We start from the raw sequence: 12,777 nt of genomic DNA, 5'->3' as shown, positions 1-12,777 counted from the left end.
GCGGGGGCGACGGCGGGGGCGGGGTGATGGTCACGGCGGCGGACCCCAGGGGCGTGAGAGCACGTGAGCGCACGTGCGGGGACATGATCACGGCCAGACTGCCCGAGGACGCCACCCCCGGCGGATCCGTTCCGCGGCGCCCGGCCGCGGCGGCGGGCGGCCCGCCACCCCCGCGGCCCGGCGGGCCGCGGGCCCCGTCCTCCCGTGGCGAACTGGTGCCCGGGGGCGTCGGCCGGGCCACGGGCCCGTGACGGCCCCTGCCCTCCGCGACCCCGCCGGGCGTCAGCTCATGGTCGTGACCACGGTCACCACCGTGATCGTGGTCATCACCATCTGCATCGCCCGAATCGCGTCGCGGACACTCCGACCGGCCCACTGCCCCTCGGCGATCTCGGCCAGGCGCGACTCGATCCGCTCGCGCGGAACGTCCGGGAAGGCGAGGCCGTCGAGCCGGGCCGCGTGCAGCACGGCCACCAGCCCACTCGTGCGGTCGTCCGGGCGCTCTCCCCCGAGCACGGCCGCGGTCAACCGTTCCCGCAGCTCCCGTTCCACCGAGCCGTCCGCCTCCGGGTAGCGGCGGACCGGGAAGAGGCCCAGCGCCCGGTGGCTCTCCTCGTGCACCAGACGCCGGGCACACAGGCTCCCGATCGCCGCCTCCACGGCCTTCCCCTGGTCCTTGGCGACCCAGTCGGCGGCCTTCCGCCCCCGCTTCGCGTCGGCGGTCCACTCGGCGAGCCGCTGAAGCCGCCCGTCGAGCAGCGGCACACCCGTCGGAGACCGGTCCACGACCGCCACCCGCCCGTCCGCGATCGACACCCGCCCGGCCAGGGCCAGTTCCAGCAGGGTGGCCCCGGCCACGGCCCAGCCCGCGGACTGCCGCTTCCTGGCCTGCCCCGACGCGTCGTCGAGCGACAGCAGCATGACCTCCTCGCCCAGCGTGACGACCATGGCGGCTCCTCTCCTCGCGCCTCACCGTCACCGACTCCCGGCCGCCCCCACCGGTTCCCGGCCCCGCCCACCGGCGGTCCTGACACGGTCGGGTGAACCGGCGCGGCGCGGCGGCTGGCCACGGCTCCCGCGGGTAACGAGGAAGCGGACGTCAGGGCGGTTCTCCGCACGGAGACGGGCGGAGACGGACACCAGGAGGTACGGGCATGCGGGTCACGTCGTTCGTCGTGGGGGCGGCCGTCGTCGCGGCGGCGTTCGGGGGTGTGCTCGCGGGCGCGTCGGCGGCGGAGGCGTCCCCGCAGGTCAGCACCGGGCCGGTGCCGACGGTCGACACCACGCTCCCGACCTGCGCCGACGCCGCGCCGCCCGCGCCGCCCGCCTGCCGCTGCCTCGGCCGGCACGCGACACCCCGGGGCTGCGCCCCCGGCGTCAGGGGCTCGTGAGGATGACCAGCTGCCGGGTGGCCCGGGTCATCGCGACATAGCGGTCGACCGCTCCCCGGACGCCCTCGCCGAACGCCGCCGGATCGACGAGGACGACCAGGTCGAACTCGAGCCCCTTCGACAGTTCCGGGGTCAGCGACCGGACGCGGGGCGTCGCCCGGAACGTCGGATCGCCGATGACGCAGGCGATCCCGTCGGCGTGCGCGAGGAGCCAGCCGTCGAGGATCGCGTCCCGGTCCGAGACGGATCCGTGCACGACGGGGACGTCGCCGCTGCGGACCGAGGTCGGCACGTTGGCGTCCGGCAGCACGGCCCGGATGACCTGCTCGGCCTCCGTCATGACCTCCTCCGGCGTGCGGTAGTTGATGCTCAGGGAGGCCACGGTGACCCGGTCGAGCCCGATCCGCCGGAGCCGTTCCTCCCACGACTCGCTGAACCCCTGCCGGGCCTGGGCGCGGTCCCCGACGATGGTGAAGCTCCGGGACGGGCAGCGGAGCAGCAGCATGTTCCACTCCGCGTCGGTCAGTTCCTGGGCCTCGTCCACGACGACGTGCGCGAACGGGCCGGTGAGGGGTTCCGGATCGGTGCCGGGCAGCGCGGCCTCGTCCACCAGGCTGTCCCGCAGATCCTGCCCGCGCAGCATCGTCACCGCGCCCTCGCCGTCGGCATCGGCGTCGAGCAGGTGGTCGATCACGCCGGCCATGCGCTCGCGTTCGGCCGCGAGCGAGGCGGCGTGCCGCCGCTTGCGCAGGGCCGTCCGCGGGTCGCCGAGCCGCTGCCGCGCCGCGTCGAGCAGCGGCAGGTCGGACACCGTCCAGCCCTGGTCGCTCCCGCGCCGCAGCGTGCGCACCTCGTCGGGGCCGAGCCAGGGGGCGCACATCCGCAGGTAGGCGGGCACCGACCACAAGTCCCCGACGAGGTCGGCCGCTTCGAGCAGCGGCCACGCGCGGTTGAGGGTCCCGACCAGCTCCTTGTCATGCGCCAGCGACCTCCGGAACAGGTCGGGCGGGACGTCGCCGTCGTACTTGTCCCTCAGGATCCTGACCAGGTCCTCCCAGATCTGCTCGCGCGCCTCGTTGTGCGGCGTCCCTGGTTCCGGCGCGTCGAACGCCTCGGCCCAGTCGTCGGCGCTCAGCCAGATGTCGGACCAGCCGGTCGTGACCGTCATCCCCTCGCCGGGCGGCTCCTCGTAGAGCCTGACGGCGGGCTCGATCGCCTTCACCATGCGCGCGGACGACTTCAGGCGGGCCACCTCCGGGTCCTCCTCGACCGTCGCCCCGGCGCCCTCGGCGACGAGGTCCCGCAGCGTGCAGGTCTGCACGCCCTCCTCCCCGAGGCTGGGCAGGATGTCGGCGACGTAGGCCAGGTAGGGCTGGTGCGGACCGACGAACAGCACGCCGCCCCGGCGGTGACCGAGACGGGGGTCGGAGTAGAGGAGGTAGGCGGAGCGGTGCAGGGCGACGACGGTCTTCCCCGTGCCGGGACCGCCGTCGACGACGAGGGCGCCGCGGGATCCCGCACGGACGATGGCGTCCTGGTCGGCCTGGATGGTGGCGAGCACATCGCGCATACGGTCCGACCGGTTGCCGCCCAGGCTGGCGATGAAGGCGGACTGGTCGTCCAGCGCGGCGTGCCCTTCGAGCCCGTCGGCGGTGAACACCTCGTCCCAGTAGTCGCTGATCCGGCCGCGGGTCCAGCGATACCTGCGGCGGCTCGCCAGACCCATCGGGTTGGCGTGGGTCGCCGCGAAGAACGGCTCGGCCGCGGGGGAGCGCCAGTCGAGCAGCAGCCGGCGCCCCGAGCTGTCGGTGAGGCCGAGCCGTCCGATGTACAGGCGCTCGGAGCCCTCCGCGCTGACGATGTGTCCGAGACACAGGTCCAGACCGAAGCGGCGCAGGGCACGCAGGCGACCGGTCAGCCGGTGGATCTCCGTGTCCCGGTCCATCGCCGCCCGGCCGACGCCGCCGGGCGCCTTGCGCTCGGCGGCGAGGAGGTCGGACAGTTCGGCGATCGCCCGTTCGAGGCTCTCCGCGATGGCCTCGAAATGCCGCTCGTCCTCGGCGATCAGCGCCGGGTCGGCCTTGGGGGAGAGGCGTTCGGGGAGGTCGAACGCGCTGGTCGTCAGGGGACTCATCTCAACGGCTCCGATCCGGGGTCGCCCCCGCGCGCTCCGGCGGCGCGCACTCCCGTACCCGGGCGCCCAGCGCCCGTGACCGCCGTGCGGGCGGCACCACCGGCTCCCGCTCACCGCATGACCCATGGACCGACAACACCTTACGCACCTCGTGCATCCCCATTTCCGCCGGCTACGGCCTCGGCCAGCGATTCTGCGGCACGACCGGGGCCTTGCCGCAAGCCCCCCGGTGCGCTATAGGTTAAGAGTGGCAGGAGGTGGGTACTCCCTCTGCCCTTTCCGGGCGTTCCCGGGCCCGAGTCGCCCGGCCCCGAATACATCCGGCGTGCACCGCGACCAGGTTCCCCGGTCTCCTTCCCGCCTCGGCCCGCACCGCTCGCGCCGCATACGGTTGCGCCGGCGGGCCCTCGCGCGGCAGGGTGCCCGGACCAACGCGACGCAGGACGACCCGCGGCGGCACCCGGATCCGCTCGCCGCCCCCCCCCCCGCCCCGCCCCGCTCGGAGAAGGAACCGCCGTGCACGTGACCGACACCCCCTCCATCCGGGAGTTCCCCGTGGCGGACGCCGCGGCGGGCCCCTACGCCGTCGCGACCGGCCCCGACGGCGCGTTGTGGATCACCCTCGTCCACAGCGGCGAGATCGCGCGGCTCACCCCCGACGGCACGCACACCCGCCATCCCCTGGACTCGCCCGCCTGCCGCCCGATGATCATCGCCGCCGGGCCCGACGGAGCGCTGTGGTTCACGCGCTCCCAGGACCACCGCGTCGGCCGGATCACGACCGACGGCCGGAGCGAGTCGTTCGCCCTGCCGACGCCGGACGGCGGCCCGTTCGGCATCGCGGCCGGGCCGGACGGCGCGTTGTGGTTCACCGAGATGAACGCTGACCGGATCGGGCGCATCACCACCGAGGGCCGGATCGCGGAGTTCACCCTGCCCACCCGCGGGGGCTTCCCCTCGGCGATCACGGCGGGCCCCGACGGCGCCCTGTGGTTCACCCTCAACCAGGCCAACGCGATCGGCCGCATCGGCGTCGACGGCGACGTCACCCTCCACCCGCTGCCCACCCCGGGCGCCGGACCGGTGGGGATCACGAGCGACGGCGAGGTCCTGTGGTTCGTCGAGATCGCGGCCGGCGCGCTCGGCAGGATCACGGTGGACGGCCGGATCGAGGAGATCCCGCTGCCCGACCGCACGGCGAAGCCCCACGCCATCGTCGCGACTCCCTCCGGGGACCGCTGGTTCACCGAGTGGGGAGCCAACCGCGTCGGCCGGATGGCGGCGACCGGCACGATCGCCGAGTACGACCTGCCCACGCCGTCCTCCGAACCGCACGGCATCGCCGTCGGCCCGGACGGCGCCCTCTGGACCGCCCTGGAGACGGGAGCCGTCGCCCGCGTCGCGCCGCCCCAGGCCCTCCCGCGGCACCCGCGGGGAGAATGACCTCGGCGTTTCCCTTTCTTTACACATATCCGGTGAATGCCCAGGGAGAGGACTGATTCCGGCCCCTTGGACGCGCCGGGGGCGAGGGGATTGGCCGGATTCCGAGCTCGGTGGTAAGCGCTATCTCTCGCTCCGTCCACCCGGGCGCCCCGCCGGGGCGGGGATCCGGCTCAGCCCGCCATGAATCGTTCAAGCGCCCTCCCTTGACAGCACTTTGAGACGCCGATAGCTTCCCACATCAATGGAAAGCGCTTGCTGCGCAAGGGAGGTGGAGCGCTGATTCAGCCGCTTGCACGGTATTGACCCGCAGTCGCGCACACCGCAATGGTGCCCACCCGCGACCTCATTTCCGCATGGTCGTTCCCGGGATTCCGGAAGCGTAATCCGTGCTATTCACCCGGCCCCGCGGTCCGCGCTCGAAAAGCGCGAGCGTGTCGATCCCGCGCGATGCCGGACGGGGGCGCGAGCCGCATCCGCCCCACTGTCCAAACCGCCCCCTGAGGAACGTGCGCCCGCGTTTGGGAGCGCTCCCAAACGCTCGACACCCAAGGGAAGAGGAAGTTCCGTCATGGCCCTTCGCAGCTCCACTCGCCCCAGACCCGCACGGCGGCGACGCCACTCGCTCCTCCTCGCCGGGGTTCTCGTCATGGCCGCGGCCACCACCGGCGTGGCCTCCTCCAGCGCGGCGGACGGCGCGGCCGACCGGGCCCCCGCCCCCGCGTCCGCCATCGCCGCGACCCCGGTCGGCTGGGCGACGCAGAACGGCGGGACCGACGGCGGCGCCGGCGGTACGACGGTGACCGTCTCCTCGGCGAGCGCGCTGGTCAGCGCCGCACAGCAGTCGGGCCCGCGCATCATCCAGGTCAGCGGCACGATCAACCTGTCGGGCATGAACGACGTCGGCAGCGAGAAGACCATCGTCGGCCTGTCGGGCGCCCGCATCACCGGCGGCGGCTTCGACATCAACGGTCAGCACGACGTGATCATCCAGAACCTCACGTTCTCCGGCTGGGACGACGACGCCATCAACGTCCAGGAGAGCTCGACGAACATCTGGATCGACCACAACACGTTCACCACCGGCTACGACGGCGCGGTGGACATCAAGCGGGAGTCGGACTTCATCACCGTCTCCTGGAACCACCTCGACGGCAGCGGCAAGTCCATGCTGCTGGGCCACTCCGACAGCCACACCGCCGACCGCGGCCACCTGCGCGTGAGCTACCACCACAACTGGTTCGACGGCAGCGAGACCCGCCACCCCCGCGTCCGCTTCGGCGACCCCGTCCACGTCTTCAACAACTACTACTACGACAACGAGTACGGCGTGGCCTCCACCGAGGGCGCCGGCGTACTGGTCGAGGGCAACTACTTCGAGAACGTCGAGGACCCCGCCCTCGTCGGCTACGCGGGCTCGGACCCCGGCGACATCGTCGCCCGGAGCAACTACCTCACCGGCTCCGGCACCATCCAGACCGCCGGCTCGGTCAACTCCATCCCGTACTCCTACTCCCTGGAGTCGGCCGCCAGCGTCAAGAACACCGTCATCAACGGCGCGGGCGCCGGCTGACCCGCACGGCGGCCCCGGCGCGACGGCCGGGGCCGCCGCCCCCCGCAAGCCCTCAACTCACCCCCATGGAGCATCACATGCGCACGAAGACCCTCTCCCTCGCCGTCGCCGCGTCCGCGGCGCTCGCCGTCACCGCCGGACTCACCGGCCTCGCCCCCGCCGCGCAGTCCAGCGCCGCGGCCTCTCCCGCCATCGCCCCCTCGGTCCTCCAGGAGACGCCCATCGGCTTCGCGAGCGTCGACGCCGAGGGCCAGAACGGCACCACGGGCGGCGCGGGCGGCGACGTGGTGACGGCGGGCGACGCGGACGAGTTCGCCGAGTACGCCGAGAGCGACGACCCGTTGATCATCCAGGTCGACGGCGGCATCTCGCTGGACGGCATGCAGGACGTGGCCTCCGACAAGACCGTCATCGGGATCGGCGCCTCGGGCGCCATCACCGGCGGCGGCCTCGACGTCGACGGGTCGAGCAACGTCATCATCCGCAACCTGACCTTCACCGGCGCCGGCGACGACGCCATCAACATCACCGACGGCGCCCACCACGTCTGGGTCGACCACAACGACCTGTCCGACGCCGCCGACGGCGCCCTGGACATCAAGCGCGGCTCGGACTTCGTCACCGTCTCCTGGAACCACTTCCACGACCAGCAGAAGAACTCGCTGGTCGGCCACGACGACGGCAACGGCGACCAGGACACCGGCAACCTGCGGGCCACCTACCACCACAACTTCTTCGACGGCACCGCCGAACGCAACCCGCGCGTCCGCTTCGCCGACCCGGTGCACGTCTTCAACAACTACTACCTCGGCATCGGCGGCACGGACTCCTACGGCGTGGCGACGGCCATGGACGCGGGCGTGCTGGTCGAGGGGAACTACTTCGAGGACGTCGAGTCCCCGACCAAGATCCAGATCTTCGAGTCCGACCCCGGCCGCCTCGTGGAGCGCGACAACGTCTACGCCGGATCGGGCGCGCCCGAGTCCGACGGAACGGTGACCGAGCCGAGCACCTACTACGCCTACACCGTGGAGGACGCCGCCACCGTCCCGGACACCGTCACGGCGGGCGTCGGCGTCGGCAACCTCGGCTGACCGGAGCCGCCCCCCGCCGTACCCGCCGCCCTCCGCCCGCCGACTTCCCCGTCCGCGGAGGGCGGCGCCGCGTCCCGCGGCCGGTTACGGGACCTGGCCGGTCGCGTAGTACGGCTTGCAGATGTCGCCGTCCCAGGCCGTGGCGATCTGGAGCACGCCGGTCCCCTCGGCGGCGGGCAGCAGCGGCGAGCTGTAGTTGGGGCAGTAGTTGGGGTACGGGGCGTCCACCGCCACCGGCGCGTCGGCGGCCCGCCACGGCCCGTTGCCGTTGTCCGTGTTGACCAGCACCGTCCGGCCGTTCCCCGCCGCGGTGGTGCCGTCGCGGTTGAGGAGCATCTGCCCGACCAGCAGGATCCTGCCGTCCGGGTCACCCGCGACCGGGCCCCACGCGATGGTGGGCGTGGCGCGGAAGTACCGGCCGTCGGCGGTCTCGGGGCGGTAGCCCAGGTGCGCGGGATCGCCCCAGTTCCAGCCGTCGGCCGAGGTGCGGAAGTGGACCACGCACTGGTACTGGCCGCCGGGGTTGCAGATCTCATAGCTCATGAAGTAGGTGCCGTTGGGGAGTTGGCGCACCACCGGCATGCCGGGGCGGTCGCTCTGCGGGGCGGCGGCCACCGTGTCGTGGTGCTCGGTCCAGTGGATGCCGTCGTAGCTGCGCGCGGCGACGAGCTTCTGGCTGTGCGCCGGATCCGTCTCGTCGGCGTAGTGGCAGACCAGGGCGCCGTCCGCGGCGATGGAGAACTCCGGCTCCCACAGCCCGCCCGTCCCGGTCGCCCAGGCGCACGAGGACTGGTACGTCCAGGTGCGGCCCACGTCGTTGCTGCGCCAGACGCGCAGCGCCATCCTGCGGTCCGGCTCGTCCTGGCCGACCGACGCGGCCCACAGCAGCGTGCCCGCCGGCAGGTCGCCGATGGCGCGGGGGAGTTCGTAGAGGGTCGCGCAGCACAGGCCCTGCCCGCCGGAGGCGTCGGCGTCCGCGACGGTTCCCACCTGGGCGAACGAGGCGCCCTGGTCGGTGCTCTCGTAGACGGCGCCGAGCCCGTTGTTCCCGTCGAACGTCACCACGCTCGCCAGGACCCGCCCGTTGGCCGCGCCGTTGTGGGCCAGGCGGATCGCGCGCGGGTAGAGGCCGGTGCCGTCGCGCAGCAGCGTTCCGGACGCCCCCGCGGCGGCGGCGTCCCCGGCGGCCTCCGCGGCGCCAGTCGCCGGGGCCGAGGCCGCGGGCGCGTCCGGGGCCCCGGGCGGCTCCGCCGCCGCGGGGGGCCCGGCGACGAGCGCCGCGAGCAGCGCCCCGAGGCACAGCAGCGCGGCGCGCGCCCTTCGCGGCCGGGGGGTCGATCTGGTGGTGGTCATGGCAAGGGCCTCCCGGTCGTCTCCGTGGCTGTCCGGGCCCGCACGCCATGGCCCGCCCTCATATGTACATCGATGTACATCGCCGCACCACCCCTCCCGCACCACCGGATCCGCTCCCCTCCGCCGGGCCCCGGCGGAGGGCCCCGGCGGAGGGCAGCGGCGGCAGCCCCCGCGGAAGGCGCCATCCGGGCGCCGAGGGGACCCGGCGCCGGGCTCCCGGCATTCCCGCAGGTCAGCGCGGTGCTAACGGCACTGACAACGGTCACCAGTGCAGCCTTTGACGCGGGGGCCGCGGGGGCTCCACCATGCACACATGAAGACTCATTCAGATGAGCCGATATCGGCCGACGGCTGCGCGGTCCGCGTGGTCGACGCCGACCGGGTCGAGGCCGTGCGCGCCCGCATGCCCGCCGAGAGGGAGCTGGCGGAGACCGCGGACGTCTTCGGCCTGATGGCCGACCCCGGGCGGCTCGCCCTGCTGACCGCCCTGCGCGAGGGGGAGCTGTGCGTGTGCGACCTGGCGGCGGTCACCGGGATGAGCGAGTCGGCCGCCTCGCACGCCCTGCGCCTGCTGCGCGCCCACCGCGTGGTCGCCGCCCGCCGCTCGGGGCGCAGAGCGTACTACCGCCTGGACGACGCGCATGTGCGGATGCTCCTCGACCTCGCGGTGGCCCACACGGAGCACACCGAGGCCATCCACCCCGAGCGGACCGTCCACCCTGCGGGGACCAGCCGCCCTGAGGAGGCCGTCTCCCCTGAGGGGACCGTGCATCCTGCGGGGACCGTCCGCCCTGCGGAGTCCGTCCACCCCGAGCGGGCCGTCCATCGTGAGGAGTCCGTCCGCCCTGCGGGGACCGTCCACCCCGTGCGGACCGGCCGCCCCGGGCGGAGCGGGGGCCGTTGATGGGTCACGGACACGACCACGGCCTGGCCTCCGCGACCGGGCGCCACCGGTGGCGGCTGGCGGTCGCCTTCGCGCTGATCGCCTCCTACTTCGTCGTCGAACTGGTCTACGGCCTGGTCTCCGGCTCGCTGGCCCTGCTCTCCGACGCCGGGCACATGGCCGCCGACGTCGTCACCCTGGCCGCCGCGCTGGTGGCCACGCGGATCGCGACCCGCCCGGACGCCACCGGCCGCCGCACCTACGGCTCCTACCGCGCCGAGGTCTTCGCGTCCGCCCTCGCCGTCCTCATGATGCTCGGCGTCGCCGCCTACATCACCGTCCAGGCGATCGGCCGCGTCGGCACGCACGCCGAGGTCGAGACCGGCCCCATGCTCGTGGTCGGCGCCATCGGCCTCGCGGTCAACGTGGCCGCGCTCCTGCTGCTGCGCCCCGGGGCCGCCGAGAGCCTCAACGTCAAGGGCGCCTACCTCGAAGTGGTCGCGGACACCGCGGGATCCGTCGGCGTCATCGCCGCCGGGTGGCTGGTCGCCACCACCGGAGCGCCGGTCTGGGACACCGCCGTCGCCCTGGCCATCGGCGCCTTCGTCGTCGTCCGCGCCCTGATGCTGGGCCGCCAGGTCCTGGCCGTCCTCGGACAGCACGCCCCCGAGGGCATGAGCGCCGACGCCGTCGCGGGCGACCTGGCCGCCATCGACGGCGTCGCCGACGTGCACGACCTCCACCTGTGGACCCTCACCTCCGGCATGCCGGTGGCCACCGCCCACCTCGTCGCCCACGAGCGCGCCGACACCCACGCCGTCCTGGACCACGCCCGCGACCTGCTGCGCCGCCGCCACGGCGTCGCCCACGCCACCCTCCAGATCGAGCCCGCCGACCACCGCGGCTGCGACGAACTCGACTGGTGAGACGGCCCGGTCACGCCGGAGGCGCCACGTCCCGTTCCGCATCGTCCCGTTCCGCGGCGTCCGGCCTCCGCCGGGCGCCGCGGCGCAGCGACAGGGCCGTGGCGGCCACGGCCGCCAGGGCGATGGCGTACTCGGGGGCGGGTCCCAGCCGGGTGGCCAGGGTGGTGGTGCCGCGGAGCGGGACCGTTCCCGTGAGCACCTGCCGCGTCCACGGGCCGGTCTCGTCGGTGACCGACCCGTCGGGGGCGATGAGGGCGCTGACGCCGGTCGTGGAGGCCACCAGCACGGAACGGCCGTGCTCCACCGCGCGCAACCGCGACATCGCCAGCTGCTGCTCGGGCTGGGCGAGGTTGTCGTCGCGCATGTAGGTCGCGTTGTTGGTGGGAACGGCGATGAGGTTCGCCCCGGTGCGCACCGCGCCGCGGACCTGCCCGTCATAGGCCACCTCGTAGCAGATCGAGGTCGCGAGCCGCACCGGCCCCATGTCGAGCCGCACCGGCTCACCGCCGGCCACGAAGTCCCGGGGGACCAGCTGGAGATCGCCGAACGAGCCGAGCAGCGAACGGGCGGGAATGTACTCGCCGAACGGAACGAGCTGCTGCTTGGCGTAGTAGGGGCCGGGACCGTCCTCCGGGTCCCACAGCAGGGCCGCGTTGCGGATCCGGTCGCCCGGCGCGTCCAGGATCGCGCCGACCACGATGGGCGCCCCGACCTCCCGGGCGGCCTGGGAGATCCGCCGGCTCAGCTCCGGGTCGGTGCGCGGGTCGCGGTCCGTGGCGTTCTCCGGCCACAGCACCATGTCGGGACGCGGCGCCCGCCCGGCGCGGATGTCGTCGGCGAGCGCCAGGGTGGCGTCGATGTGGTTCTCCGCCACCCGCTCGACGCGCGCCTGCTCGGCCACGCTCCGCCCGCGCGGCACGTTGCCCTGGACCACCGCGACCGTCGCCCGTTCCTCGCCGCCGTCCGCGTCCGGCACCAGCGCCACGCCGCACGTCATCACCGCGACCGCCGCCGCCAGGCCGAGGCCCGCCCGCGGGCGCCGCGCCGCCAGGGCGGCGGCGAGGGCGGCGAGGCAGGCCGCGGCCAGCGCGACCACGCCGCTGACCAGCGGCGCGCCCCCGGCCGAGGCCCAGCCCAGCGCGGGCGCCTCGGCCTGGCTGAACGCCAGCCGCCCCCACGGGAATCCGCCCAGCGGCACCCGCGACCGCACCGCCTCGGCCGCCACCCACCAGCACGCCAGCCACACGGGCGACCCCGGCAGCCGCGCCAGCGCGGGCAGCGCGCAGGCCAGCGCCCCCCACAGCACCGCCTGGACCAGGCTCAGCACCGCCCACGGCAGCACCCCGAGATTGGTCAGCCACCACAGCAGCGGCGCGAAGAACGCCACCCCGAACACGGTCCCGAGCGCGAACGCCATGCGGGGCCGCCGCCCGCGCACCGCCAGGAACAGCAGCGCCGGACCCACGACCGCGCACGGCCACCAGCCCCACGGCGGGAACGCCGACGCCAGCAGCAGCCCACCCGCGGCGACCGCCGCCACGGCCGCGCCCCGCCTCCCGCCTGGCACGGTCCAGCGCACCGCCGCGACCGGACGCGACGCCTCCGCCTGAGCGGTCATGCGGCCACCTCTCCACGAGCCGGCCGTTCCCGTGTCGACCGCGCACCGGACGGCCGGTCCCGGGCCGTCGGCCCGAGCGCCTGTCCTCTCCGCCAACGCCGCACGGCGCGGGCTGGTTCCGCGCACGGGCGCGCCGTCACCGCGAGGGGCGCAGCCGGTGGGCGACGGCGACCAACACGAGGGTGAGGGCCAGCAGGCCCGCCCAGATCACCCACCGCTCGGGCCAGAGCCCGGGTGACGCCCCGCCCGGGGTGCGCCCCCCGTCCGTCCCGGTCGCGATGACGACCAGCAGCCCCACGATGGTGGCCACCACGGCGAGCCGCCCCGCCAGCCGCGCCGTCAGCGGCAGCTCCGTCGGCCCCGAC

10 protein-coding genes and 2 pseudogenes are annotated in these 12,777 nt (G+C 74.4%); 7 read left to right on the top strand and 5 right to left on the bottom strand.

Annotated elements, in window-relative coordinates; all coding sequences use genetic code 11:
• Positions 1-251, top strand: a pseudogene (locus ADY01_RS40785) (ABC transporter permease); the annotation flags it as partial.
• Between the two features lie 31 nt (positions 252-282).
• Here the strand turns inward: ADY01_RS40785 and ADY01_RS23705 are convergent.
• On the bottom strand, positions 283-948 hold the full coding sequence (locus ADY01_RS23705) for a GOLPH3/VPS74 family protein (protein WP_049577359.1): 666 nt from the start codon (positions 946-948) through the stop codon (positions 283-285).
• Positions 949-1,154: 206 nt separating this feature from the next.
• On the opposite strand from ADY01_RS23705, the gene ADY01_RS23700 reads away from it, so the two are divergent.
• Positions 1,155-1,391 carry a hypothetical protein gene (locus tag ADY01_RS23700; protein ID WP_049577356.1) on the top strand — a complete coding sequence of 79 codons (237 nt, stop codon included), beginning with the start codon at positions 1,155-1,157 and terminating at the stop codon, positions 1,389-1,391.
• Here ADY01_RS23700 and helR read toward each other — a convergent pair.
• Entirely contained in the window at positions 1,378-3,525 is a 2,148-nt protein-coding gene (helR, locus tag ADY01_RS23695; protein ID WP_049577353.1) for an RNA polymerase recycling motor ATPase HelR, read from the bottom strand. The genes ADY01_RS23700 and helR overlap by 14 nt on opposite strands.
• A gap of 516 nt (positions 3,526-4,041) precedes the next feature.
• On the opposite strand from helR, the gene ADY01_RS23690 reads away from it, so the two are divergent.
• The 3 genes from ADY01_RS23690 (at position 4,042) to ADY01_RS23680 (ending at position 7,632) form a co-directional block, all read left to right on the top strand.
• The gene (locus ADY01_RS23690) at positions 4,042-4,968 is read left to right on the top strand and encodes a virginiamycin B lyase (protein WP_049577351.1); all 927 of its coding nucleotides are present in this window, start codon (positions 4,042-4,044) and stop codon (positions 4,966-4,968) included.
• 568 nt (positions 4,969-5,536) lie between these two features.
• On the top strand, positions 5,537-6,538 hold the full coding sequence (locus ADY01_RS23685; protein ID WP_049577347.1) for a pectate lyase family protein: 1,002 nt from the start codon (positions 5,537-5,539) through the stop codon (positions 6,536-6,538).
• Between the two features lie 77 nt (positions 6,539-6,615).
• Positions 6,616-7,632, top strand: a complete 1,017-nt coding sequence (locus tag ADY01_RS23680; RefSeq protein WP_107081799.1) for a pectate lyase family protein — start codon at positions 6,616-6,618, stop codon at positions 7,630-7,632.
• 84 nt (positions 7,633-7,716) lie between these two features.
• On the opposite strand, the gene ADY01_RS23675 is transcribed toward ADY01_RS23680, so the two are convergent.
• Positions 7,717-8,985: a sialidase family protein gene (locus ADY01_RS23675; RefSeq protein WP_049577340.1), complete on the bottom strand. Its 1,269-nt coding sequence runs from the start codon at positions 8,983-8,985 to the stop codon at positions 7,717-7,719.
• Between the two features lie 313 nt (positions 8,986-9,298).
• Here ADY01_RS23675 and ADY01_RS37330 point away from each other — a divergent pair, with 313 nt between their 5' ends.
• Together ADY01_RS37330 and ADY01_RS23665 are read left to right on the top strand one after the other, a co-directional pair.
• Positions 9,299-9,889 (top strand): ArsR/SmtB family transcription factor, encoded by a 591-nt coding sequence (locus ADY01_RS37330; RefSeq protein ID WP_107081801.1) that lies wholly within the window; start codon positions 9,299-9,301, stop codon positions 9,887-9,889.
• The gene (locus tag ADY01_RS23665) at positions 9,889-10,794 is read left to right on the top strand and encodes a cation diffusion facilitator family transporter (RefSeq protein ID WP_049577337.1); all 906 of its coding nucleotides are present in this window, start codon (positions 9,889-9,891) and stop codon (positions 10,792-10,794) included. Before ADY01_RS37330 ends, ADY01_RS23665 begins: the two co-directional genes overlap by 1 nt.
• Positions 10,795-10,804: 10 nt before the next feature.
• Here the strand turns inward: ADY01_RS23665 and lnt are convergent, their stop codons facing one another.
• Both lnt and ADY01_RS23655 read right to left on the bottom strand, forming a co-directional pair.
• Positions 10,805-12,412, bottom strand: coding sequence for an apolipoprotein N-acyltransferase (gene lnt, locus ADY01_RS23660; RefSeq protein ID WP_107081798.1), 1,608 nt, complete (start codon positions 12,410-12,412; stop codon positions 10,805-10,807).
• A gap of 136 nt (positions 12,413-12,548) precedes the next feature.
• A pseudogene (locus ADY01_RS23655) lies at positions 12,549-12,777 on the bottom strand (iron reductase); the annotation flags it as partial.

The organism is Streptomyces sp. SBT349 (assembly GCF_001083795.1).
GTDB lineage: Bacteria > Actinomycetota > Actinomycetes > Streptomycetales > Streptomycetaceae > Streptomyces.
The sequence above is the reverse complement of the archived record's forward strand: the minus strand, read 5'-3'. Positions and strand labels throughout refer to the sequence as shown.